General features: G+C 52.6%; 17 protein-coding genes and 1 pseudogene. 5 read left to right on the top strand and 13 right to left on the bottom strand.

All coding sequences use genetic code 11. From position 1 onward, the window contains the following. Positions 1 to 34: 34 nt before the first annotated feature. From GZH47_RS24365 to GZH47_RS24350, 4 genes are all read left to right on the top strand, one after another. Positions 35 to 790, top strand: coding sequence for an RNA polymerase sigma factor (locus GZH47_RS24365; RefSeq protein ID WP_318653382.1), 756 nt, complete (start codon positions 35 to 37; stop codon positions 788 to 790). Further along, positions 787 to 1200: a zf-HC2 domain-containing protein gene (locus GZH47_RS24360; RefSeq protein WP_162643619.1), complete on the top strand. Its 414-nt coding sequence runs from the start codon at positions 787 to 789 to the stop codon at positions 1198 to 1200. Before GZH47_RS24365 ends, GZH47_RS24360 begins: the two co-directional genes overlap by 4 nt. A 20-nt stretch (positions 1201 to 1220) precedes the next feature. Next, positions 1221 to 1721: a hypothetical protein gene (locus tag GZH47_RS24355; RefSeq protein WP_162643618.1), complete on the top strand. Its 501-nt coding sequence runs from the start codon at positions 1221 to 1223 to the stop codon at positions 1719 to 1721. A gap of 163 nt (positions 1722 to 1884) precedes the next feature. Then, the gene (locus GZH47_RS24350; RefSeq protein ID WP_162643617.1) at positions 1885 to 4050 is read left to right on the top strand and encodes an MMPL family transporter; all 2166 of its coding nucleotides are present in this window, start codon (positions 1885 to 1887) and stop codon (positions 4048 to 4050) included. A 217-nt stretch (positions 4051 to 4267) separates the two neighbouring features. Here GZH47_RS24350 and GZH47_RS24345 read toward each other — a convergent pair whose 3' ends face one another. The 4 genes and pseudogenes from GZH47_RS24345 to GZH47_RS34685 all read right to left on the bottom strand — a co-directional run. Beyond that, complete coding sequence (locus tag GZH47_RS24345) at positions 4268 to 4471, bottom strand: hypothetical protein (protein WP_162643616.1); 204 nt, start codon at positions 4469 to 4471, stop codon at positions 4268 to 4270. A gap of 189 nt (positions 4472 to 4660) precedes the next feature. Beyond that, positions 4661 to 6541: a PAS domain S-box protein gene (locus tag GZH47_RS24340; protein WP_162643615.1), complete on the bottom strand. Its 1881-nt coding sequence runs from the start codon at positions 6539 to 6541 to the stop codon at positions 4661 to 4663. Between the two features lie 103 nt (positions 6542 to 6644). Continuing rightward, positions 6645 to 7430 (bottom strand): helix-turn-helix domain-containing protein, encoded by a 786-nt coding sequence (locus tag GZH47_RS34220; protein ID WP_225446574.1) that lies wholly within the window; start codon positions 7428 to 7430, stop codon positions 6645 to 6647. Positions 7431 to 7739: 309 nt separating this feature from the next. Further along, positions 7740 to 7985 (bottom strand): annotated as a pseudogene (locus GZH47_RS34685) (AraC family ligand binding domain-containing protein); the annotation flags it as partial. Between the two features lie 371 nt (positions 7986 to 8356). On the opposite strand from GZH47_RS34685, the gene GZH47_RS24330 reads away from it, so the two are divergent. Beyond that, positions 8357 to 12361 (top strand): endo-1,4-beta-xylanase, encoded by a 4005-nt coding sequence (locus tag GZH47_RS24330; RefSeq protein ID WP_162643613.1) that lies wholly within the window; start codon positions 8357 to 8359, stop codon positions 12359 to 12361. Between the two features lie 161 nt (positions 12362 to 12522). Here GZH47_RS24330 and GZH47_RS24325 read toward each other — a convergent pair whose 3' ends face one another. From GZH47_RS24325 to GZH47_RS24285, 9 genes are all read right to left on the bottom strand, one after another. After that, on the bottom strand, positions 12523 to 13530 hold the full coding sequence (locus GZH47_RS24325; protein WP_162643612.1) for an endo-1,4-beta-xylanase: 1008 nt from the start codon (positions 13528 to 13530) through the stop codon (positions 12523 to 12525). 40 nt (positions 13531 to 13570) lie between these two features. Beyond that, positions 13571 to 15079 (bottom strand): glycoside hydrolase family 43 protein, encoded by a 1509-nt coding sequence (locus GZH47_RS24320; protein WP_162643611.1) that lies wholly within the window; start codon positions 15077 to 15079, stop codon positions 13571 to 13573. A gap of 96 nt (positions 15080 to 15175) precedes the next feature. Then, positions 15176 to 16606: a glycoside hydrolase family 43 protein gene (locus tag GZH47_RS24315; RefSeq protein ID WP_225446188.1), complete on the bottom strand. Its 1431-nt coding sequence runs from the start codon at positions 16604 to 16606 to the stop codon at positions 15176 to 15178. 52 nt (positions 16607 to 16658) lie between these two features. After that, the gene (locus GZH47_RS24310) at positions 16659 to 17429 is read right to left on the bottom strand and encodes an alpha/beta hydrolase (protein WP_162643609.1); all 771 of its coding nucleotides are present in this window, start codon (positions 17427 to 17429) and stop codon (positions 16659 to 16661) included. A 114-nt stretch (positions 17430 to 17543) separates the two neighbouring features. After that, a complete protein-coding gene (locus tag GZH47_RS24305; protein WP_162643608.1) occupies positions 17544 to 18443 on the bottom strand; it encodes a carbohydrate ABC transporter permease in 900 nt (299 codons plus the stop codon). A gap of 13 nt (positions 18444 to 18456) precedes the next feature. Further along, on the bottom strand, positions 18457 to 19380 hold the full coding sequence (locus tag GZH47_RS24300; protein WP_225446573.1) for an ABC transporter permease: 924 nt from the start codon (positions 19378 to 19380) through the stop codon (positions 18457 to 18459). Positions 19381 to 19515: 135 nt separating this feature from the next. After that, positions 19516 to 21258 carry an ABC transporter substrate-binding protein gene (locus GZH47_RS24295; protein WP_162643606.1) on the bottom strand — a complete coding sequence of 581 codons (1743 nt, stop codon included), beginning with the start codon at positions 21256 to 21258 and terminating at the stop codon, positions 19516 to 19518. A gap of 138 nt (positions 21259 to 21396) precedes the next feature. After that, on the bottom strand, positions 21397 to 22935 hold the full coding sequence (locus GZH47_RS24290; protein ID WP_162643605.1) for a response regulator transcription factor: 1539 nt from the start codon (positions 22933 to 22935) through the stop codon (positions 21397 to 21399). 2 nt (positions 22936 to 22937) lie between these two features. Then, the gene (locus GZH47_RS24285) at positions 22938 to 24734 is read right to left on the bottom strand and encodes a sensor histidine kinase (RefSeq protein WP_162643604.1); all 1797 of its coding nucleotides are present in this window, start codon (positions 24732 to 24734) and stop codon (positions 22938 to 22940) included.

Raw genomic sequence — 24734 nt, 5'->3', positions numbered from 1 at the left:
AACCCTTAGCAGCATCGCCAAGCTTGCAGCGGCGGTGCTTTTTCACGTGCTTACGTGCTTATGTGTTTACGTGCTTACAGGGCGTCCGCCTATTTTCGCCTCCTCCACCTCTCCCTCCTTCTTCTCTTCCTTCTTCTCCTTCTTACGCCCGCTTCTTGTTTTACCGATAAACCCCTTTAATAAAAACTTGCAGGGTATATTTCATGACCGTCGTCTAACGATATGGAGACTGCAAGGGGGGAGTGTTCTGAAGGAAGCAAAATGGATTGATGATGTACTTTCCGGCAGGCATGAATCCTATGCTTACCTTGTCAGTGAATACCAGAGCAACGTTTTTCATGTATGTCTGAGGGTAACCAGAGATGAAGAATCGGCTAAAGAGCTGGCCCATGTCGTATTGACCAAAGCGTTCTACGCCTTGTCCTCCTATAGGAAGGATGCGGCATTCGGAACGTGGTTGTATCGTATCGCGGTTCGGACGTGCTTGGACTGGAAGAAGGCGAATCAGCGCGAATGGAAGCACCGTGTCGCAGACGCCGATCCGGCATCGGATTCCGTAAACGAAGAGACGCCCGAGAAACTCCTCTTGGACAAGGAGATGAGATCGGAACTGATGCAGCTCGTACGAGAGCTGAAGGAACCTTATAAGTCTGTCGTCTATTTGTACTTTTTCCGCGGACTGTCCTATAGAGAAATCGCCGAACGGACGGGGGCGGCAGCAAAAACGATCGAATCCCAGTTGTACCGGGCCAAACAAATTCTTCGCAAGAAAAAGGAGCGATTCCGATGAAATGCGATTCCGTACAGATGAACATCGCATCGTATGCAGATCGATCGTTACATCCGATCAATATGGAGGAAATCAAAGCGCATTTAGAGGAATGCGAAGCGTGCAGAGCATGGTATCAGGATGTGCTGGAACTGGAACGCATATGGAACGACCCTGCTCTTCCGGCACTTGAAGAAGATTTGACTCCTGCTGTCATGGCGATGATCAATCGTAGACCCAGTCCCTATCGGCCGCATAATCGCTTCAATCCATTGTTGAAGATGGCCTTGGCATCCGCCTGCGCGCTGCTTGTGTTCATCTACAATGGAGCGGAATTTTTCGATGCTGCCGTATCCCATATCGGAATGATTAACGAACAATTCGCGCAATCGATATCCGCGATGCTGCACAGCGTATCAGGCAACTCGTAAGACAAAGGAGTGTGTCCACTATGGATCGCAAAAAAATGAGAATGAGCATCACGTTTGTTTTGTCCCTCGTTCCGGGGCTGGGTCATTATTATTTGGGCTTTAATCAACTGGGATTGAAGTTCATGATCGCTTCTTTTGCCTGCATCAGCTTGATTCCTGCGTTTCCCATGGTTTTCCCGTTCGCCCTTGCTACGATATGGTTCTATCAACTGTTCGACGCCTTGCAGAAAGCTGCATGGGTGAATAAGAATCTTGATTTGCAGGAAAGTCCGATATGGACGAATCCAACCTCGATGTTTGAAGAAATCGAACGGGAACGAACAGTATCCTCGTCGTTATGGATCGGCATTGGGATCGTAGCGGCGGGACTGCTTGTTATCGTCGTGACCCTATTCCCTGACCTGCGTGAATGGATTTTGAAACCCAAAAACGGAAGCGTGCTTGTAGCCGCCGGATTAATTCTATACGGAACAACGCTGATCATCAGACATCTGCTGCATAAGAACGAGGGATCGAAATGAGTGCTGCCCCAGTCTTTTGTCCAGCGGCGTTTGGGGCGGAGGCCCGGTTTAGCCAGCTTACGAGCCTGCTATGATGAAGCTGCAAGTAAAGTTTGAATCTTTCGACAGTCCGTATTATCCAGCAAGATAGTAGATGAGCATTTATAGAAAGCAGGATGTTATCATGGCAAAATATTTATATCGGCTGGGCCTCTGGTCCGCACGGCGAGCCCGTTTCATCATCGGATTATGGACCGTCATTCTCGTCGCGGCCATCTGCTTAGGCACGATATTTGCAGGTCCGGTCAGCGAATCCCTCTCCATTCCGGGAACGGACTCCCAGAAGGCACTAGACTTATTAAGCAAAGAGTTTCCGCAGGCGAACGGCGGCGACGTCCGACTTATCTTCGCCATGCCTGAGGGCAAGCAATTAACAGACCAGACAACGCAGCAGGCTGTTGCCAAGATGCTGGATGAAGCAGCCAAGGATAAAGCGATTATCAGCATCGTGAGTCCCTACGAGTCCGGGGCATTAAGCGCAGACAAACGAATCGGGTACGCCGATATCACCTACCAAGCTGCCGCGGAAGAAGTGTCTGCAGCTTCCAAAACCCATCTTCTTCAAAGTCTGGCACTCACTCGCGATGTTGGTATTCAAACCGAGGTAGGGGGTTCTGTCGACGTTATTGAACAGTCGGGCGCTGGCGCTTCTGAAGTAGTTGGCATTCTAATCGCCTTCCTGATCCTCGTCGTTACGTTCCGCTCTGTCCGCGTGGCGGGGCTGCCGATTATATCGGCGCTCGTCGGCGTTGGCATCGGCGTCATGGGCGTTAATTATGGCGCCAACTTCTTTGACATCAATTCCGATGGCACGATACTAGCCTTGATGCTAGGTTTGGCCGTTGGTATCGACTACTCGCTCTTTATTATTTCTCGTCATCGCCAGCAGCTGGAGAGCGGCATGGAAATCAAGGCATCCATCGCGCTTGCGACAGCGACCGCAGGAAGCGCCGTTATTTTTGCAGGCCTAACGGTCATGATCGCACTTGCTTCCTTCACGGTCGTCAACATTCCCTACTTTAGCGTCATGGGCTTGGCCGCATCGTTCACCGTGTTCATCTCGGTGCTGATTGCCATCACGTTAATTCCGGCCATCTTGTCGCTCGCCGGCAATCGCGTAGGCTCACGACGCCGCAACAACCGCAAGCCGCATACCCGGAAGAGCAAACCGTTCGCCTATCGCTGGGGACAATTCATAGCGAAGTTTCCGATCCCGATTCTCGTCGCCGGCATCATCGGGCTTAGCGCGCTTGCATTGCCTGCGCTAAACATGAAGCTCGGCTTGCCGGACGACGGCATGAGCCCGACCGATACTTCCGTACGACGCGGTTACGATCTGTTGTCCGAAGGCTTCGGCCCCGGATTCAACGGCCCGCTGGCCATTGCCATTCGATCCACGAGCGGGGAACAGGTGAAAGAAGCCGCCTCTAAGATTGCGGGCGACCTTGGGACGATGGACAACGTCGCTGCCGTTTCACCGCCCATGCTTAACGAAGCCGGTAACTTGGCTATCGTCAGCGTGACGCCGACGACGGGACCTAATGATGATCACACGCACGACTTGGTGAAATCGATAAGGGAACGCGGCAAACAGCTCGCATCCCAAGCTCCGATCCAAGTGATGGTAACAGGCGCTACCGCCATTAATATCGACATGTCCGAACATATGAGCGAAGCCTTCCCGCTCTTCGGATCGATCATCATCGGACTCGCGTTCATCTTGCTGCTGCTCGTATTCCGCTCGGTACTCGTGCCTGTTAAAGCGGTTCTCGGCTTCTTGCTGTCGCTGCTCGCGTCACTAGGCGTTGTTGTCTCGGTCTTCCAATACGGCCACTTGGCCAACTTGTTCGACGTTGCAGCCGAAGGCCCCATCGTAAACTTCCTGCCTATGCTGCTTACCGGCGTTCTGTTCGGACTTGCGATGGATTACGAGGTCTTCCTCGTCTCGCGAATGCGGGAAGAATATACGCGCACCGGCCAAGCGCGGCCATCGGTCGTGTCGGGACTCGGCCATAGCGGACGGGTCGTAACCGCAGCGGGACTCATCATGATCTTTGTTTTCGGCGGCTTTATTTTAGCGCCGGATCCGACAATCAAAGCGATCGGACTATCGCTCACGTTAGGCGTACTCATTGATGCTTTCGTTGTACGAATGACGCTCGTTCCGGCAATTATGACCTTATTAGGCCGATCATCTTGGCATTTGCCGCAATGGCTGAAGCGTATCTTACCAAACGTAGACATCGAAGGGGCGTCAATCCTTAACGAATTGGAATCACAGCAAGACTAATTGTCGGTAATGAATTGGAATTGTTAATAATAGGGGCAACCGAAAATGAAAGAAAATAGAAATCAGGATATGCCAATACGGATATGCGGCCTCTTGACGCAACGGGTTGAACCCCTGTCATGATCGCGAAAACGACTGCCATCCACGTCATGGATCGGCAGCCGTTTTTTTGCGTTCCGTTCTAACGGGCTATTTATATGCATTCCAGCGGCCTTGTTCAGGAAGACTCGCCGATTGAATTTGACGGAGACTTGTATTCCATATAGTTTCTCAAGACCTCGTCGGCCGTCAAATGGTACCGCTGCCCCAAAACGCCTAATTGTCTCGTGAATGCCGGGAGCGCATCGTTAATGTCCGTCTTGTCGATCGAATCGATAAGATCTTGGCATGCTCTCGCTAACTCCTGTCGATCGAATTCCATCGTCATCACTCCTTATCGGAAAGCCTGCCTTTACTTTAACCCGCATAGCTGTAGATTTTATGAACCGATTCTTAAAACTTCCTTAACAACGGTGCGGTTGGCTTTTCTTCGATAGGCAATACAAATAGCGGAACAGAGACGAGAGTATCCCTGTTCCGCTATGTTTCAGGAAATGATTAGGAAAATGTCCTAGACAAGATTGCGAAAAAACATCTCCAGGACTCGGGCATTGATAGGCTTGGTGATGTAATCGTCCATGCCTGCCGCCAAGCAATCCTCCCGATCCCCTTTCAACGCATTAGCGGTCACGGCTACGATTCGCGGACACTTGTCCGGCGACAACCGTTCCTTGATGGTTCGCGTTGCTTCCAATCCATTCACAATGGGCATGTGGACATCCATGAATATCAAATCGTACGGTTCCCGAAGGGCGGCTTCGATCACTTCCTCGCCGTTCACGGCCACCGATACCCGATGTCCCATTTTCTCCAGCATTTTCTGCAGCACCAATGTATTGATCGCATCGTCTTCCGCTATTAGAATATTTGCCCGGCCCGCGATAGCAGGGGTAGCCGGCAGCGAATCCGCGGAATCGAACGTCGCTTCATGATACTGAATCGTGAAGTGAAGAGCCGATCCGGACATCCCGTCGCTTTCGGCCCATATTTCCCCGCCCATCATCCCGACAATTTTTCTGCTAATGGATAAACCCAGCCCCGTCCCTTCGTGCTTTCGCGACATAAAACTGTCAAGCTGAGCGAACGGCTCGAAAATTTCCTCGAGCCGGGCTTGCGGAATGCCGATTCCCGTATCCGTAACGGTAAACGCCAGCAACGGATGTTGTCCCGCTGTCTTCTTGACGATTACCGCGACCTTCCCGCTCGACGTAAACTTGACGGCATTGCTGAGCAAATTAAGCAGCACCTGTCTCAGCCGTTCGACATCGCCGGAGATATATTCGGGCACGTCGTGATTAATCGTATAGGACAGCTCCAGATTCTTGTCCTCCGCCATCGAAGAAACGACGGACAGGCTGTCTTTGAAGCATAACCGCAGGTCGAACGTCGCTTCCTGCAATTCGGTTACGCCCGCTTCGATCTTCGACAGGTCGAGAATATCATTGATAATGGACAGCAGCGCCTCCCCGCTCTTGCGGATAATCTCCACGTAAGCCTTATGTTCCTCATCCAAATCCGAATCGAGCAGGAGATCGGTCATGCCGATCACGCCGTTCATCGGCGTTCGGATTTCGTGGCTCATCATGGCCAGAAACTCGCTTTTGGCTTTGTTCGTCGCCTCTGCCGACTCTTTGGCGTACACCAGTTTTTTTTGCTCCGAAATGTCCTTGCAGATGAGATAGAAGCCGATATTCTGCTTATGGACAAAGATCGGAGCGATGCTGGTGAGCACTTCGATCGTTTCGCCGCTCTTGGTGACGACGGCGTCGATCTCCAGTTCGACCGTATCGTCATGCAGCGCTTTTGCCAGGATGCGATCCACATTAGCCTGCCCGATGAGATTGGCAAGCGCCATCCCGATCAAATCCGCCTCGATGCCGTAGCCGGTCATTTTCTCGGCGACCGCGTTTGCATTAATGATGTTTCCTTGCAGATCAAACGAAATGACGGCATCGTGGTTATACTTTTTCAGCGATGTATACCGTTCTACGGTTTCTTGCAGCCGCCGCTCGGATTCCTTCTGTTTGGAAATATCCATGATTTGCGCAATGTAGTAAAGCGCATCTCCCTCGTCGTTACGGAATAACCGAATCGATAGATAGCCCCAGATCACCGCGCCGTCTCGCCTGACGTAGCGCTTCTCCATCTCCGCTTCGTTCGTGTCGCTCATGAGATTCCTGACGTCGTCGATGCAGGCGACCGGATCGTCCGAAAGCGAGAAGTCCCCGAAGCGCATGCCTTCCAATTCGTGCTTGCTATAGCCTAAAAACCGTTCGAACGCATCGTTAACGGTGAGAATCAATCCATCGGGAGCCAACAATGCGATGCCGAAGGAAGCATACTTGAATACTTGCCCGGTAAATGAATTCTGATCAAGATTGACGCGATACATGAAGTACCCTCCATTACCCATTCAATGCAAATTAAGACATATTAACCTCCGCGTGTTTATCTGAAACCGGTTTGACGCCCCGATCATGAAGCCCCGTCTATATTTAGTTGTTGCCCCCCGGAATTCTAGAATGCTTTCGGTAATCGAAAGGACTCCTTCCTTCCGCTGATTTAAAGAGCCGACTGAAGTAGGCTTGATCCGAATACCCGACCTCTTTGCATATTTGGTAAATTTTCAACCCCGTTTCGTTCAAGAGCCGTTTCGCGTGCTCCATCCGAATTCGGGCCAGATGCTGCGTGAAGGTCATGCCTGTCTCCGTCGTGAACAACGCGCTTAAATAATTGGGAGAGACATCGAGCGACTCGGCCAGCAAGCCCAGCGAGAAATCCTTGTTCGCGTACTCGGTTTCGAGCCGGTTCATCGCGAGCCGTATAGTGCGATTCACGAACTCGATCGTTCGAGATCCCGAAGTCGTATCCATGGAATCGGCCGAGAACGCCATCAGGCTCTGCTCGTACATGGAGCCGACCTCTCGCAAGTCCGAGGCTATGCCGCCGAAGCCCAAACGGAGATTAGGGTCCACGTTCTTTTGCAGACGCTTCTCCGCTTCCAACATCTTCTGCTCGACAGGCGGGACCGATACTTGGTTGGAGAACACGACGGCCGTCATCAATAAATCATCGACAAGCACGACCGAGCCCAAGGAGGACAAGACTTCCTCCAACAGTGACCCGGCGGAAGCCCGATGCTTATTATCCCAGTGAAGGTTATCCTGCCTGGAGATCGAACAGACGCTGATCCAGCGATACGATGGGAGCAGCGCTTCGTAGATTTTGGACGCCCCCGCGCCAAGCGTTCCGTAGAACAGATCCTGAACACGTTTTTCCATCAACGTCTGCTCCCTCATCCTCACCGCTCCCAGCATGGTTCTCCTTTCCGCATCGCTAAACTCCCTGTTCGCGAAGCTGCTTCCGTCTTGCATGAACATCTCGCTTAGAGCCGCGATCAGGCTTAGGGCAGCGGCTTTGATCTCGACTCGATGATATGAAGCGGAGAGGCCCGACGGGCGTGAAGCTTCTTCTATAAATTTGTCCAGGAGCGGTCGAATCCGCATGGTCGGCCCGGAATTTTTGATATTCAGAATGTCCGTTAAATGATAAAAGGGCTCCATGATGAAGTGATCGTCAATATTCAAATGTAGGCAGAAAAAAGTCATGCTCTCGTTCCCTTCGGACCTGCTGGCATGCCTCCGCCCTGGCGGTATAAGCAGCAAGTCTCCGGGTCCCTGCACGTATTCCTTGTCTTCAACCCGCGTCACTTGGGTACCCTTAAGCACCAGATTAAGTTCCAACAGCGGGTGCTCGTGTTCTCCGTAAGACCAGCCTTGCAAGACGCTTCGCCAATGAATACCGTAAATCTGGAAGGAAAAATGAAGATTGGACATTGCATGCAACTCGACACAAAGATCGTCGTTACCGGGTTCAAAATATTCTTCCATGTTCATTCTCCTAAAGATACATATGACTTGATTTCACTTTATCAGTTTGTATTCGAGATGCAAATCATAAACGCGCAAGAAAAGAATCGCTGCACTTGGCTCGGTTGCGCCATTAAGCTATAGATTGCAGTGGTTCCTTCTATAGTTTGCATAGTGTAAACCGCTTACATTTCCATTATCATGAAGTTGAATTTCCCGAGAGGAGGACCTGTTCGTGACGTTATGTATACTTTCGGAAGGAGGTTTCCCTTTTTTTCATTCAATTGTAAGCGCTTTACCGAGAGGCTTTATCCTATTTTTGGAGGGGAAATAACGCGATGAGCAAACGGATTAAGCAGATTTGGATGATCGTGTTCGCGGTTGCATTGTGTTTGCCGCAGATTGGAATCATGCAGAAGGCGAGCGCGGCGGATAATTCCTCCGGTACGCATGGAAATTACGCTCTGAAAATTCAAACCACGGGCGGGCATCAATGGGATGGCGCGCAAATTGCCACGGGGGCAAGCGGCTTGAACCTGGAGGTCGGCAAAACCTACACCTTCTCCTATGACTTGTATACGCCCGACCAAGACGTAGCAGGCCTTCTTCTGCAAACGAGCGGCTACGACTGGATTAAAAACTCGGGCGCTTTAAGCGCGGCAAGCCCGGCTTGGACTTCCTATTCCGAGCCGTATACGTATACGGCTGCAAGCGGCTCCTATGTTCAGATCGTTAAAACCGGCGACAACGGAGCTACGGATGTAAAGAATATCACCTATTACATGGACAACTTCGTTGTTAAAGACGCCAACGATACCGTCGTTTACAGGGCCGACTTTGACGACCAAACGGCTGACGGGTTTATACAATGCGGGGATGCCGCTTTGACTGCGGCAGCAACCAATTATTACTTAAAGGTTCAAACCACGGGCGGGCATCAATGGGATGGCGCGCAAATTGCCACGGGGGCAAGCGGTTTGAACCTGGAGGCCGGCAAAGCCTACACCTTCTCCTATGACTTGTATACGCCCGACCAAGACGTAGCAGGCCTTCTTCTGCAAACGAGCGGCTACGACTGGATTAAAAACTCGGGCGCTCTAAGCGCGGCAAGCCCGGCTTGGACTTCCTATTCCGAGACGTATACGTATACGGCTGCAAGCGGCTCCTATGTCCAGTTTGTCAAAACCGGCGACAACGGAGCTACGGATGCAAAGAATATCACCTATTACATGGACAACTTCGTCGTTAAAGACGCCAACGATGCCGTCGTTTACAAGGCCGACTTTGACGATCAGACGGCTGACGGATTCATAGCAAGCGCGGATGCTGCATTGACTGCCGTTAATAGTGTCAGCGCTGCAACAAAACCAACGATTAACCCGGACGTACTCGACTTGCCGAGCATTAAGGCCAATTACCCGGATTATTTGATGGGCAGCATCATAGGCCCCTATTACATGCAAGACCCGATCATGCCTGTCCTGAAAGCCCAGTTCGGCGTCGTGACGCCCGAGAACGCGATGAAGCCGGCTTCGCTGATCGGCACCAGCGCCGCTACGCATAAGGTTGCGGATCTGAGCTATAACGAAGCGGACACGGAGCTTCAGAGCGCGATCGACAATGGCCTGAAAATCCATGGACATACGCTCGTCTGGGAAGGGCAATCGATTCCGTGGCTGAACAACGATAAGACCTCCGACTCCGACTCGACTCCGTCCAACCCGGGACTGACCGCAGACCAGGCGTATGCGAACATGAACGCCTATATTAACGCGGTGCTCACGCATTTTGACGGCAAGTTCAACGCAAGCACGCAGAACATCATCTCATGGGACGTCGTCAACGAAGCGATGGCGGGCTCCGTCCGCGACAGCTCTCTTAGTCCGACGGACTGGCACAGCTACCTGAAATCAACCCCGTGGTTGAAGGCAACGGACGCCAACTACGTCGAACAGGCGTTCAAGGATGCCCGTGCAGCAGAGCCGAATTACAACGTCTTATTGTACTACAACGATTACAGCATGGACGACCAGAATAAGGCCGCGGCAGTTCGCGACATGGTGAAAGACATTAATGACCGCTGGGCGTTGGATCACCCAGGCAAGCAACTCATACAAGGCGTCGGCATGCAAGAGCATAACGGCCTCGGCACCAACCCAAACAATGAGAAAAAGACGATTCAGATGTTCAAGGATATTGGCGTCAAAGTCTCGATCAGCGAGCTGGACATCTCCGCCGGCACGAACGGACAGCAGACGACCGAGCAGGCACAAGCCCAAGGCGCACAGTACGCGCGTTTGATGCAAGTGTATACCGATCCCGCCTTCAAGGACACCGTGCAGCGCATCACGCTCTGGGGGCTGACAGACACCAACAGCTGGTTGTCTTCAGGCAGCCCGCTGCTGTTCGACGGCAGCTTGTATCCGAAAGACGCGTTCTACGCCGTGATCGACCCGGCCGGATACCTGGCGAATTACCATGCTCCGACAAAGCCCGCCGGAGGCAAAACTTCAAAAGCCGCGAAGGGAACGCCGAACATCGACGGCAAAGTAGACAACGTTTGGAAGACGGCAACGCCTGTCGCTATCAATGTCGCGCAGGCAGGCAACACGAAGGCGGATACGCACATGCCGGCCGCTACCGCACGCATGTTGTGGGACAACGGGAACCTGTACGTACTCGCGCAAGTGACCAAAGATCCGTCCGAACCGCTGGACAAGGGGAACGCGAACCCCTGGGAGCAGGATTCAGTCGAAGTGGTTGCCGACCTGACGAACGGCTCCAGCGCCATGTACTCGAACGCTTCCGGGCATTACCGCGTTCGGTATGACGGCTTTGCGACGGTTGACGCAGGCATGACGGATAATCAGGGCAAAGCGACGACGATGACTTCTGCGACGACGTACGACGAGACGACGAACGCCTACATCGTCGAGATGAAGATTCCGTTTATCCAGATCACGCCTGCGATTGGCACCCAGATCGGCTTTGACGTGCAGGTGAACGATGCGAAAGCCGGCGCGCGCATTGGCGCGTTCGCTTGGAACGACGCTACCGGAACGGCTTATCAGGATCTATTCCAGATTGGCACGTTGGAACTTGCGGCCGCAGGTTCGACCACTTCACCGCCATCGGGGTCGACCGCTACACCGCCTGGCAGCGATACGACGTCGCAAGGATCTAGCAACACCGTTGATAAGAATCATATCGTTGCAAAAGCTCAGCCGGACAGCAACGGTACGGCTTCCGTAACCATCGGTTCGAGCGATTTCCAGCAAGGAGTCAGCCAATCAACGGACAAATCCGTAACGATTCAAGTGCAGCTCGCTGCCGGCGTTAAAGAAGTGCAAGTCAACTTGCCGACAGATCAAGTGATAGCGCTGTCGAATCAGCTCCAATCGATCGCGATCGACACCGGTTTGGCCACGGTTACAATCGATCCGAATTTGCTGAAGCACAGCGATGCGAACGGAACCGGCAACGTTCAGTTGTCCGTAGCCGTCGTAGACCCGGCTTCGCTGTCCGACGCGGCAAGAAGCCAAGTAGGCGGAAATACCGTCTATGATTTCAACCTAAGCGTCAACGGCTCGAAAATAACGAATTTTACCGGAAACGACGTTAAAGTCAGCATGGATTACACCCTGAAGCCGGGTGAAAATCCAAACAATGTCGTCGTCTATTACATCGCTGATAACGGCAAGCTGGAGATCGTCAAAAACGGGAAGTACGACGCGGCGACGGGGAAAATCGAATTTTCTCCGAAACATTTCAGCAAATACGTCGCCAAGTTCAACGCTTCTGCATTCCAAGACGTGAACAATGTGCCGTGGGCGGCGGAAAGCATCCAAGCTCTCGAAGCGCGGGGGATTGTTGCCGGCGTTGCTGCCGGAACTTTCGCGCCGAACCATCCGGTTACCAGAGCCGAGTTCATCCAGATGCTGATGAATGCGCTGGATCTAAACAGCGACACGGCAACAAGCACCTTTACGGATGCGAAGGAAGGCGCTTGGTATTATCGGGCCATCGCTTCGGCCCAACAGCTCGGTATCGTGAGCGGGAAAGCGGACGGATCTTACGGCATCAACGATGCAATCAGCAGGCAGGAAATGGCCGCTATGCTGTATCGCGCTGCAGCCAAGGCCAATATCAAACTGCAAAATACCGTTGATGAAATCAAGTTTGCCGACGATGCAAGTATTAAGGATTATGCTGCACCGGCAATTAAAGCATTGCAGCAAGCCGGTATCGTGAGCGGCATGGGGAACGGGACGTTCGCCCCTGCCGGCAACGCTACCCGCGCTCAAGCAGCCGTTATCATTTACGGACTTTATAAATTCATGTAAGAACAGACATTGCAGCTTGCAGCAAAGAAGCCTTCCCCCTATATCCTCGGGGGAAGGCTTCTTTGTTGATCCGCGGACAGTTGTGATGAACGCATAGTGGATCACTGGATCTCTCTCCATATAGGCTCTTGGGGGTATGCATATCCTTTATGTACGCCCCACTACAAAGAAATAATAGCCGAAACCGCCCCTTTCGGACGCTGCTCCGTGTCGAACAATAGCGGCCAATTCTTCCTCCCGCGAACCGGAAAATAATCCAGCCACGTATAATCATCCGCCGCGCCCCAGAAGGTAACGCTTGCAAGCACGTCGCGATATTCCAGGAACAACCGAAAAAACTGCTCGTATCTCTCCTCCTGCAGTCGAAGCATCTCTGCCGTAGGCTCCGTCAGATCGGTGCGTCTGTCAGCGAACTCGAACATGGACACATCCATCTCCGTAATTTGAAGCTTCACGCCAAGCGAGGCATATCGTTCGATTGCTTCCCTGATATGATCGAGAGACGGATTCAACAAGCTCCAATGCGCCTGAAGCCCGATTCCATGAACAGGAGCGCCCTTCTCCAACAGAGCTTTGACGAGCGAATGAATTTTCTCTCTTTTGAGGGGGTTGCACTCATTGTAATCATTATAGAATAAGAGCGCATTCGGATCCGCTTCATGAGCGGACCGGAACGCCAGCTCGATATAATCCTCCCCGATGCCCTGCAGCCACTTCGAAGGACGAAGCTGCTCCGTTCCTTCATCGGTCACCGCTTCGTTGACAACGTCCCAGCAGTAAATCGTGTCCTTGTACCGGTTCACGACGGTGTCGATATGAGACTTCATTCGCGATAGCAGCAGCTCGCGTCCCGCCGGCCCTCCGTTGCCGTCCTCGAACACCCATTGCGGCGTTTGATTGTGCCACACTAACGCGTGACCTCTCAGCTTCATGCCATTCTCGCGGGCAAATTGGGCAATGCGGTCCGCTTGCTCGAACGAATACCTTTGTTCTCCCGGATGAAGACTTTCAAACTTCATTTCATTCTCTGCCGTGATGCTGTTGTAGTGCTGCTGCAGCAGGCTGCTCTGGCTGATGATCGTCCGCGAATTAACGGCTGCGCCGATCAGAAAATCGTTCTGAAACGCTGTCGCTAACGAATGATCCGCTCGTATCCGTCTTTCTGTCATACCTCGAACACCTCTTCCTTCCTTGTTCACCGATTTGTTGTCAGGCTTTCATATAATGGAAGTAATCGAAATCAACGAAACCTCCGGCTTCCTTCTCTGCATAGTTAAACAAGCCAATGCGATACCCCATGAAATGATCCAGCGTGTATGTCATCTGCAGCGGCCGTCCGATTGCGGTCCATTCCTCGCCGGCAACCGAATAGAAGAAAGAAGCAAGATCTCGGCTCTCCCGAAAATCGAACGCGATCTTCACCTGAATGCTGCTATGCTCGTAAGGGACGCGCTCAACGGTCTCCATCCCGCCGTCGCCGCGGTTCATCCCCGTCACGACGTAACGCTCGCCGCTATAACTCACTTGAATGCCCACTGTGCCATACGCATTCTGCAAGGCGACGAGACCTGCATAATCCCCCGGTCTCATATGGTTCAACTCCAGCACCGCAGCACCGCTGCAGACGGGTCCCTCCGTCCTCTGCGTCAGCGTGTTTCGTGCATGTACGACACTGCTGGCGAGATGACCGGTCATCAAACGCAAATAGCCCGGCCGAGTTGTTACAGACCATAACTGCTTGTCCGGATTGTGATTCCACTGCCAGTTCAAAGCCAATTTGTCCTCGGCATATTCGAATTCATCGCTAATCGCGATCGACTTGGATGCCGATTCCGGCAGCTGCGTTTCGAATGCCTCGGGCACTTTGCCGCCTTCGCCAAGTACCGGCCAACCACTCTCCCAGATCATGGGCAGCACGCATGGAATTCGCCCAACCGCATCATGATCCTGGAACAGGAAGGCATGCCATTCTCCGGCTGGCGTATCGACAATGCCGCCCTGCGCAACGCCTTTATTGCGATAACCCAGATCATCGTCCACGATCACTTTGTGCTCGTATGGCCCCAGGAGCTCCTTCGAGCGGTAACAAAGCTGTCTGCGGCGTCCGTTACCCGTTCTTGGCCAATCGATGAAAAACAAATAATAATAGCCGTTCAGCTTATACGCATGGCAGCCCTCGATCCGCAGGCCGATTCCGTCCCGTTCTCCCTCGAACAGCAGTTGACAGATGCCTTCCGGTTGGATCGCCTTCAAATCAGTCGTTAGTTCGGTAATATGAATATCCCCGTTCCCGCTGAACACGAAGACGCGGCCTGCATCGAACAACAAGGCGGGATCATGAAGGAGACCCTTGATCGCATTGCGCTCCCACCGGCCATTCTCGATATCCTGCGTCCGGTATATATAGAATTGCTGCATGTCGTTACACGAGAAGCAAACATAGAAGGTGCCGTTATGATACCGGAGACTGGAAGCCCAGGAGCCTTGGCCGTAAATGCCCTTTCCGTCTACTAGATTATGGGCATCGTTATCCTCAAGCGTATCGAACACATAATTGACAATTTCCCAATCCCGCAGGTTCGCCGACTTCATAATCGGACAGCCCGGCATCGCATGCATGCTGGTGCTGACCATATAGAAGGATGACTCCACGCGGATAATGTCGATATCCGGTACATCCGCCCATAGAATCGGGTTCGTAATCCTTGTGCCGCTCATGTGAACGTTCTCCTCTCTTCGCACCGTTTCATCCATTTCGGCAAAAAAGATCACGGCTCTTACGGGCCATGATCTTCCTACTTCACTCGATGGAGCTTATTCGCTGAACTGCCAGTCATATAGCTTGAACAGCTTGGTTTCGGGCTCCCCTTTAAATACCAGATATAAATCATGGACGCCTTCGGCACCACTTACCTCGGTGCGGTATTCGGCCAATTCCGCTGCCGCTGCCGGAACCTGCAATTTACCTACCAGCTTGCCGTCCGCTGCATCCAGCCGCAGTTCGATTACGCTCGCCGCGCCAGCATCCGACAAGGTTGCCGTAAACGCCGAAGCTCCTTTACTGCCGAAATCCACCTTGGATAACGCAATCCAGTCACCGCTGTCGATATCCGTAACGGCCATTCCGCCGGATGCGGCAGCTTCCGTTGCAATGCCTGACTGCCATGCTATCGTTGCCGCTTCCACCCGATTATACGGATTGAACGTTATAATCTGCGGTACGCCTTTGTAATCCGCAGTGATCTCTTGAATAGACGGATCGGCCTCCCGGAAGGTCAGCTGATTCAGATGGGTGGAACGATAGCCTTGCGCCACGCCCATCGCTTGGGATAAGGTTTGGGCATGATAGGCGATATACCAAGCATCCTTAAACCGGAAGATGACATGGTGGTTATTGCCGCCCACGCCGAAGAAATAGCCCGGGTTCTTCAGTATAGTCCCCCGGTATGTCCACGGGCCAAGCGGATTGTCGCTGGTCATATAGGCAATCTCTCCTGCCGGAGGACTACCTTCCGGACGGACGCCATCATAGAAGTTCGAACAATAAGTATAGTAGTAAGTGCCGTTATGCTTGTTGATTCCTGCATCTTCGAACATGAATGGAGCAGGAATAACCTTGGCTTCGCCTACTACGCTGGTCATATCGTCGCCGAGCTCCATCACCCGCGCGGTATTCGGCATTTCATCCTTGCCTTCCGGCACGCCGCCGCCGAAGTAGATATAAGCCTTGCCGTCATCATCGACGAATACGGCCGGATCGAATAACCATGTGACATCCTCGACTCCTGGCGTTGATCTTAAGATCAGCGCCTTGCCGATCGGGTCCTTCCAAGGTCCCGTCGGGCTGTCGCCCTCCAAGACGCCGATACCGCTCGCATTATTCGCGAAATAAAGGAAAAACTTATCCTTTCCATCCATCGCCTTATGCGCGATGGCAGGCGCCCAGGATTGCGTCGCCCATCGGGCCGCACCTGACGGACCTGCTGCGGCAATGACGCCATGGTCCGTCCAGTTCGCCAAATCATCGGACGAGATCACCCCGATTTGATTGATATTGCCGTACGTATTGTCCTTCACGCTTCCGTCCGCGTTATATTCGAGAACGTCGTTCGTCATGTATAGGTAGACACGGTCTCCATAGACGAGCGCGTACGGATCCGCCCCGAACTTATGCGAGACAAGCGGATTTCCTTGAGGCGGCAATTTACCGACAGCGCTTGCAACCTTGACTCCTGTATCTTCCATTTTGACTTCCTCCTGATTCATAATCGAAATAATGATGCGAATTGATTCCGAATTATTTAAAAATAAGCTGGGAGAAATGATACAAATCATTTTTCCATACCGGCCAATCATGCCCGCCGCTCTCTTCATACCATAGGTGAGGAACCTGGAGCTCTGCCAGATAGGCATGCGTTCTGTCGCTCACGTGTTTCAGTTCATCCAACATGCCGCACGACAACCACAGCAACCTGAGGTTTGCCGTCGTCTCCTCCGGCTGCGGGATAAGCAGCTCGGGCGCTTTCGTATTCGGCGCGGCAGAGAATGCCCCGATCCATGCGAATGAACGGAGATGTTTCAATCCAATGTTCAAGGATTGCCCGCCGCCCATGGATAGGCCGGCTAATGCCCGGTTCTCCGAACCCGTTAGAACCGGGTAGCGCGACTCCACATAAGGGATCAAGTCATTCATCAAATCCGATTCGAACGTCTCGAATGCTTTTATTTTATCGGCATCGAATAGGTTTCCCTCCGCCCTGTCATTCGGCATTGCACGGCCGTTCGGCAGAACGACGATCATAGGAGCGAGCTTGCCTTCCGCATGCAAATTATCCAGAATCACCTGCGGAGCGGCATGCGTATACCATTCCAGCTCATCCCCTCCGATCCCGTGCAAGAGATACAAGACGCTATACTTCGTTTCATCGGCGTATCCGGGAGGCGTGTAGATCATGCATTTACGTTTGCAGCCGACCGTGCCGGATTCATATTCGACCGTTGCCATTTTTCCGTGAGGAACATCATCCCTGCATTGGTCATAACCAGATGGAGCCGTTTCAAGATACATGTATTCACTTCCCCTTTCTATGCAAAAAAAAGGCCAACCAGCAAATGCCAGCTGACCGGGTTCTTACGCTGTACGGCGTTACTTGATTCGGATAGCGGCACGGACAAGCGGCTGCTACTCCTTCACGCCGCCGAGCTGCAAGCCATGTACGAAATACTTTTGCAGGAACGGATAGACGACGAGAATCGGCAAGGATGCGACGATCGTAATGGACGCCCGAATCGATAACGGGGTCACCATGTTGATCGCCGCCGGATTGTTCCCGTTGGCTACCGACGGGTTGCTGTTCGAAAGCGATGCGGAAGACAGCAGCTTCATCAGTTCGTACTGCAGCGTGCTCAAGTTCAGCTTGGAGGACGCATACAGGAAGGTATCGAACCAGGAATTCCACTGGCCGACTGCGACGAACAGCGCAACGGTAGCGAGAACCGGCTGGCACAGCGGCAGGATGATCGAGAAGAACGTCCGGAAGTCTCCCGCTCCGTCCACCTTGGCCGATTCGATAAGCCCTTCCGGCAGCGTCTGCATATAGGTCCGAATAACAATCATATTGAAGGCGCTGATCAAGCCCGGAACGACGTAGACCGCGAAATGATTGAGCAGATGCAAGTCCTTGATCAAGAAGTAGTTCGGTATAAGTCCTGCATTGAAATACATCGTCAGGACGACGATGATCGTTATCGGCTGGCGAAACACATATTCCTTGCGGCTAATCGTATACGCCAGCATCGAGGTCAGAAACAGGCTGAGCACCGTGGCGATGAGCGTTCTTGCCACCGATACCCAGAAGGCGTGAAAGATCGTTCCGCCTGCGAATACGGCGTTGTAGTTTTGCCAAGTCCAAATCCGAGGCCATAGATAGATGCCTCCGCGGAGCGTATCGTTACCGGCGTTAAACGAGACGGCAATTGTATTCAGAAACGGATACAGCGTGACGATTCCAAGCGCAATCATGACGATGGCGTTGAACGTGTTGAAGACAACCGGCTCCAGACTGTGCGTTCTCGATTTCATCGGTATGCCCTCCTCATATTAATCGATCTTCGCCGAAGCGTTTCGCGGTCGTATTGGCAGCGAAAATCAGCGCTACGCTGACCACGGTCTTAAAGATGCCTGCGGCGGTTGCCAGCGAATAGTTGCCGATCTGTATGCCGTATTTCAGGACGAATATATCGATGGTCTGCGACCAGTCGACGACGACGCCGTTACCCAGGAAGTATTGCACTTCGAATCCAGCGTCCATAATCCATCCGAGATTCATGATCACCAGTATAATGACGATCGATTTGATTCCCGGCAGCGTGATATTAAGCATCTTACGATATCGGTTCGCTCCATCGATCTCAGCTGCCTCATAAAGAGAGGGATCGATGGACGTAATAGCCGCCAAGTAAATAATCGTATTCCATCCGATTTCCTTCCACACGTGAGAAGCGCCGACAATTCCCCAGAAGTAGTGAGGTTTGCTGAGCCACATGATCGGTTCGTGAATAAATCCGAGCTTCATGAGCACGACGTTGATGATGCCGCCGTCCACGGAAAGCGCATTCGCAACGAGGCCCGTTACGATTATCCATGATAGAAAGTGCGGGAGATAAGAGATCGTTTGTATCGCTCGCTTATACAGCCTGGTCTTGATTTCATTAAGCAAAATGGCGAACACGATCGCCGTGACGAAGCCGAGCACAAGATTGATGAAGCTCATTGCAATGGTGTTGCGAAGCACGAGCAGAAACGTGTCGTCTCTGAAAAGAAATCTAAATTGCTTTAAGCCGACCCATTCCTGCTGGGAAAAAGACAACGCCGGCTTGAAATTCTGAAAGGCTTGCGTCCAGCCCCAAAGGGGGTAGTAGGAAAATAAAAAGACGTAAAGCAGCATAGGCAGCGACATCAGCATCAACTGCTTCTGGCTGCGCATCCGTTTCAGAAAGGAAGACTTCGGTGCGGTCATCACCACAGTCGTCTTGGATGTATGGGCTTTCGGGGCGCTTGCCATCGTTCTCTCTCCTCCTATCTTGCTGCCTGTAAGGCAGAAGGAAAGCATCGACGGTTCGCCGATGCTTTCCGCAGCCTATCGGTTCTTCGGTTAATTGCTGGACCAGTTCTGGGTCCGCCACTGAATTTGCGAGTTGATCCGATCTTCGTACGCTTTCACGTTGATCTTCTTGTAAGCATTCACGTACTGATCCCAGACAGTGTCGAATTTCTCCGTCTTCGCCATAATCGCCTGAGGCAGATACTTAAGCGTAGCATCCGTCATTTGCTTGTTTGCTACCGATGCATCCGAGCCGTCGATCAGATCGATGTTCCAGGCCGGATAAGCGACCGGATTCTCCGGCGCAGGCGTGAAGAATTCCGTCCAAGTCTTGTGTTTGTAGGCGTCCAGGATTTCTTTATCCTGCGGCTTAAGCGAGGCGTAGAACTCGTCTGGCTGAGTTCCCGCCGACGTAGCGTTGCCGTCGGTGAAGGTGCCTTCCATCTTCGGCGCGTAACCGTAGAACGCATCGGCTTTATTGGCCAGCTTCCAAGTCGGATCATTCTGCTCGTCGCGCTCTTTCTGCGTACGGGTGAATTTACCGTTCGCGTCCACTTCGTAGTCGACGCCTTTCTCACCCCACGACAGCGTCTTCTGCCAGTCTTCCGTCATTAACGCGTCGAGGAACTTGATGATGCGCACGGGATCCTTCGCATCCTTGCTGATGCCGAAGCCGTTGTTCAAGTTGAGAACGGGACGGTCCAGGTAGTGATCCGTAACGCCATCGTACGTCAGCGGGAAGCCAACATACGTTTCGCCAATCTTATTCTGCGAGATCAGCTCGTTTTCGCCGTCCTGGAAGTTCCAGTGCTGGTCGAACATGCCGAGCACGCGGCCTGTAGAGACCTTAGCGATGTACTGGTCATAGTTTTGAACGAAGGCTTCTTTGTCCATTAAGCCTTGGTTATAGATATCGTTAAGCTTCTTGTAATAAGTCTTCGCGATATCTTGCGTCGCGAATACGGAAGCGACTCCGTTGTCGACCACGACTCCGCCGTCGTTTGCGTGGCCGCTCAGGTGCTCCGGCGCGTTGGTCAGCGGGAACGTCCGCCAGTCGTAAGCAAGCGTCGTGAAACCGATTGTCGGCTGACCGTCGACCGTTTTCGGATGCTTCGCGGCGTAGTCGCTGATCAGTTTGAAATAATCGTCCAGCGTCTTAGGCGTCGGGAAGCCCGCATCTTTGAGCACATCCTTCTGGATCCAGAAGGCCGGTCCCGAATAATTGGTTGCAAGGAAATCCCCGGTATAGGCGCCATAGTTCGGCAGCCAATAGATATGGCCGTCGCTGGAATCCTTCATCTGGTTCCAATAGTTCGCATAATGCTCTTTCAAGTGCGGCCCGTATTTGTCGATCAGATCCTCCAGCGGAACGACCGCTTTGGCCGTTACCAGCTTCGGATCGGCAGTGATCAGATCCGGATACTCTCCGCCGGCGATCATGACGCCGAGTTTCTGCTGCAAGTCGCCGACCAGGAATTCCATGTTGAGCTTGACGCCGAGTTCATCCTGCATCTTCTTGTAAATCCGATTGTCCGCAGTCGGCTGCTGGTTCGGCGAGCCGATGAAAGCCGAAATCGTAATCGGTTTCAAATCGTCGGATGCCGTTGCGTTAGAACCGCTATCGGTATTTGCCGTACCGGCTGCCTGATCCGTCGTCCCTTGATTCGCTGCAGTATTGCTTTTGCTGCTGTTGTTGCTGCTGTTGTTGTTATTGCCGCAGCCGGCAAGCGCGAGACTAAGCGCAATCCCAAGCGACAACGAGCCCCAAAGGCGCTTTCTTGTTATAACCCCCATGTATTGCTCCTCCTCTAAGTTCGGTTCGACTTGCTACTTCCATTATGGAGAAATGTATGCGCTTGCAACATAATCAGATTTAAGTTCCATGCCCCCATAATTTAAGTTGCCGGCCGCGAGTTACAGAATAACCGGGGATCACTCGGAGCAATGAAGCCTATAATCGGACGGTTTCATGCCAAGCCGCTTCTCGAACTGCTTCAGAAAATGCTGATAGCCGCGATAGCCGAGCGCTTCGGCGATCGCCCACGAGGCGTCGTTCGTCTCCCGGAGCTGCTGCTTCGCTTTCTCGATGCGAAGATCGTGAATAAAGTCGAGAATGCCGATGCCGTATTTGCGCGAGAACGACTGGCCTAAATAGACGGGGTTGATATAGAATTGCTCCGCGATCTCCTTGATCGTGAACGTCTCCTTATAATGGCGGCGCAAGAAGTCCGCCACCTTCGCCGGCGTGCCGCCGCAATTCATTTCCTGCAGCTCGTGTACGGCAGCTTGGCATTTCAGGCAGAAGGCGATCAACGTCTCCGCCGATTTTTGCAGATGCTTGCCGCGATCGGCATCGGAGATCGAATCCCATAACAGGTGCATTTCATCGGGGTTTCCGCCTAGCTGCTTGACAAGAGACGCGCAAGCCAGCATGACCTGCGTCTCGAAGATGCGAACCAGCTCCGGCTGAACCATGCGCTCTTCGAACGTGCGGAACACTTCCCGGATCGCAGACGCAAGTTCCTCGGGACGAGCGTTCTCCATGGTCTCGACGACGCTGTCCACCGCCTTCAGCTCCATAGGCTCGAAGGACAGCTTTTGACCCTGGACTTTCGCGTAATGAACGATGGGGGTACCGCCGAAAAAAAGAAACCGCGCTGCCTCGATGGCGCTGCGGCAGGACGTTGACAACTTGTTCAGATCATCGACATCGCAGCCGACTGCCATTTCGATTCGCCCGGATATTGCGGCTCGCATGGCTGCATGCAGACGCTCGGCGAATGCGCTAACTTCTTCATTGTCCGGTTGATCCGAGCCGAGCACGAGCCCGAACGAACCTCCCATTCTATCGATTAAATAGCTGCGGCCGTATTCTTCGGCCATGCGCAAGGCGATCTCGCGGGCACTGCCCAGAACTTCTTCCCCTGTCCACACTTGCACGTACGTCCAATTGGACGCCTGGCTGGACAGATGATTCAGCGTCCGCATCAGTTCCTGCCGATTCGCTTCCTCGCCGCCGAAGAGAAGCATCGACAACGCTTGCCTCACGGCATACCGATCCGCGCCGGTGCGCATGAGCTGCCGTTCTTCCCGCCCGATAAGTTCATTGCGCATCCGCTCCAGCACCTCGTCCGCCTCGGCCTCAATGATCGGCTTGGTCAAGTAATGCTTGACGCCTAAACTCATCGCCTGTCTCGCGTAATCGAAATCATCGTAGCCGCTTGCGATGACAAAGAGGGTGGAGCGGTTACCCAAGCGACGCGTCTCCTCGATCAGTTCGAGCCCGTTCAGTACCGGCATGCGAATGTCCGTAACGACTAGATCGGGCGGGTTTAGGCGGATGTGTTCGATCGCTTCTTCGCCGTTTCGGCACAATCCCTCGACCCGAAAGCCCCACTTTTCCCAATTGACCATGATCTTTAGCCCTTCTAAGGCAAGCGGTTCGTCATCGGCCAGCAGCACTTTGTACATGTTCACACTTCCTTCTTTATTTCATGCATGGCTTCAAGCCGCGAGAGCGGAATATGAAAGCCTGCCTCGGTCCCTTTTTCGGGATCGCTGTTGATCCGAAACCAGACGCTCTCGTTGTAATACAGTTCCAACCGCCGGTAGACGTTTCGGATACCGACATGGCCATCCATCCCCTTATCCGACCTCACGTTCTCCATCAGCTGTCTCAATTTCGCTTCCTCCATGCCCACGCCGTTATCGATGACATTAATCTCCAACGCTCGCTCGGTCAGTTTCGCGGTCACTTTGATCGAACGGTTGTCCTTACGGGCTTGCAGCCCGTGTTTGCATGCATTCTCGACGAGCGTCTGAATGCTCATTCGCGGAACGTACAGCTGAATCGCCTTTGGATCGATGTCGAAGGAATACTCGAACAGGTCGCCGAAACGGAAGGTCTCGATCTGCAAGTACATGGTCGTCAATTCCAGCTCCTCCCGAAGCGGCACGAGGTCTTCCGACCGGCTAAGCAGCTGCCGCATGAGCAGAGACAAGTTTTTAATGATCATCGCCACGTCGGAATAGCCATTCCTCGTGCAGACGACCAGCAGCCCATTAAGCGTATTGAACAGAAAATGCGGATTCATCTGGTTATGCAGCATGGACAGCTCCGTACGCACCCGCTCCAGTTCAAGATCTTTTTGCTTGATTTCCAGCTTGTAGACATCGTTGATGAGCGAAGTAATCTTCCCCGTCATGACGTTGAAGGTGCGAATCAGACTCCCGATCTCGTCGCGCCCTTCCCGGATGTCGAGCAGATCAAACCTTTCATTGCGGAACTTCTCCATATGTCTGGACAGCTTCTTTACCCGATAGTGGTAGGAACGAAGGATAATGAAAATAAGCAGGGACGGAACTACCGTACTAATAATCGCCAGCCATATGATGGAGCGCCGGGCGTTATGAAGCAAACTGTCAATGTGCCGGGTATCCGCGATTCCGACTAGCTTCCAACCCTGCATATAGCTGTAATTCCCGATCGCTTCCTCCATCGCGTACCCGGAACTTACGGCAGTATCCGAGAGTGACGGAACGGGCGAATTCTCGGAACCTTCGATTCCCGCACTGGCGGCAACAACCTGGTTCCGGTCGTTGATAAGTCTCAGCTGCAGGCTGTCAAGTTCGCGATTCAGAATGCTGTCCATCTTATCGATGTTCAAGTCGATCCTCAAGTATTTGTCATATTTGGAATAGGAGGGAAAGGTATGCATCTTGCTGACGACACTGATTCGTTTCGCCGGGGTCAGATGGAAGTCTTTCTCACTATAAGCAACGACAAGAATATCCTTGTTCGATCGGTTTAATTGCTCCAACCAAGGAAGATCCTCAGTGACGCTGCCGATCACATGATAGTTTGCCCCTGTCTGTATGGTGCTATTAGTCGTATACATGCGAACTTCCAAAATATTCGGAGACATGTAGCGGGTCAGCCTATCCCGCAGAAAGTCATCGTATTCTTCATAGTAGTCGGCCGGCGACATGTACGCGTGATCAAGTGCATTGTAGAGCGAATCATCGCCTGCGAGTGAACGGCTGAGAGCGACGCTTTCGTCGATCATGCCCAGCAGTTCGCCGGATGCCCGTTCGATCGATTTATGCAAGTTATCCTTTTCTCGAATTTTGATATCCGCGGAATTCTGCTGATAAAAGAAGATGTTGATCGTTAGGATCGGAAGGAGCACGCATAACAAATAAATGAGCAGGAATTTGTATTTAAGCGGAATGTCGTTGACGACGCTTAGAACTGCAGGTTGACTTCGCAT

Source organism: Paenibacillus rhizovicinus (assembly GCF_010365285.1).
Lineage (GTDB): Bacteria > Bacillota > Bacilli > Paenibacillales > Paenibacillaceae > Paenibacillus_Z > Paenibacillus_Z rhizovicinus.
This window is presented reverse-complemented; position numbering and strand designations above follow the sequence as displayed.

Coding starts and splice junctions, on each gene's coding strand:
- GZH47_RS24320 (WP_162643611.1), bottom strand. CDS start 15,079: ATGAGCGGCACAAGGATTACGAACCCGATTCTATGGGCGGATGTACCG.
- GZH47_RS24300 (WP_225446573.1), bottom strand. CDS start 19,380: ATGACCGCACCGAAGTCTTCCTTTCTGAAACGGATGCGCAGCCAGAAG.
- GZH47_RS24315 (WP_225446188.1), bottom strand. CDS start 16,606: ATGGAAGATACAGGAGTCAAGGTTGCAAGCGCTGTCGGTAAATTGCCG.
- GZH47_RS34220 (WP_225446574.1), bottom strand. CDS start 7,430: ATGGAAAAACGTGTTCAGGATCTGTTCTACGGAACGCTTGGCGCGGGG.
- GZH47_RS24350 (WP_162643617.1), top strand. CDS start 1,885: ATGGCAAAATATTTATATCGGCTGGGCCTCTGGTCCGCACGGCGAGCC.
- GZH47_RS24310 (WP_162643609.1), bottom strand. CDS start 17,429: ATGTATCTTGAAACGGCTCCATCTGGTTATGACCAATGCAGGGATGAT.
- GZH47_RS24345 (WP_162643616.1), bottom strand. CDS start 4,471: ATGGAATTCGATCGACAGGAGTTAGCGAGAGCATGCCAAGATCTTATC.
- GZH47_RS24305 (WP_162643608.1), bottom strand. CDS start 18,443: ATGAAATCGAGAACGCACAGTCTGGAGCCGGTTGTCTTCAACACGTTC.
- GZH47_RS24340 (WP_162643615.1), bottom strand. CDS start 6,541: ATGTATCGCGTCAATCTTGATCAGAATTCATTTACCGGGCAAGTATTC.
- GZH47_RS24290 (WP_162643605.1), bottom strand. CDS start 22,935: ATGTACAAAGTGCTGCTGGCCGATGACGAACCGCTTGCCTTAGAAGGG.
- GZH47_RS24330 (WP_162643613.1), top strand. CDS start 8,357: ATGAGCAAACGGATTAAGCAGATTTGGATGATCGTGTTCGCGGTTGCA.
- GZH47_RS24325 (WP_162643612.1), bottom strand. CDS start 13,530: ATGACAGAAAGACGGATACGAGCGGATCATTCGTTAGCGACAGCGTTT.
- GZH47_RS24285 (WP_162643604.1), bottom strand. CDS start 24,734: ATGCGAAGTCAACCTGCAGTTCTAAGCGTCGTCAACGACATTCCGCTT.
- GZH47_RS24360 (WP_162643619.1), top strand. CDS start 787: ATGAAATGCGATTCCGTACAGATGAACATCGCATCGTATGCAGATCGA.
- GZH47_RS24295 (WP_162643606.1), bottom strand. CDS start 21,258: ATGGGGGTTATAACAAGAAAGCGCCTTTGGGGCTCGTTGTCGCTTGGG.
- GZH47_RS24355 (WP_162643618.1), top strand. CDS start 1,221: ATGGATCGCAAAAAAATGAGAATGAGCATCACGTTTGTTTTGTCCCTC.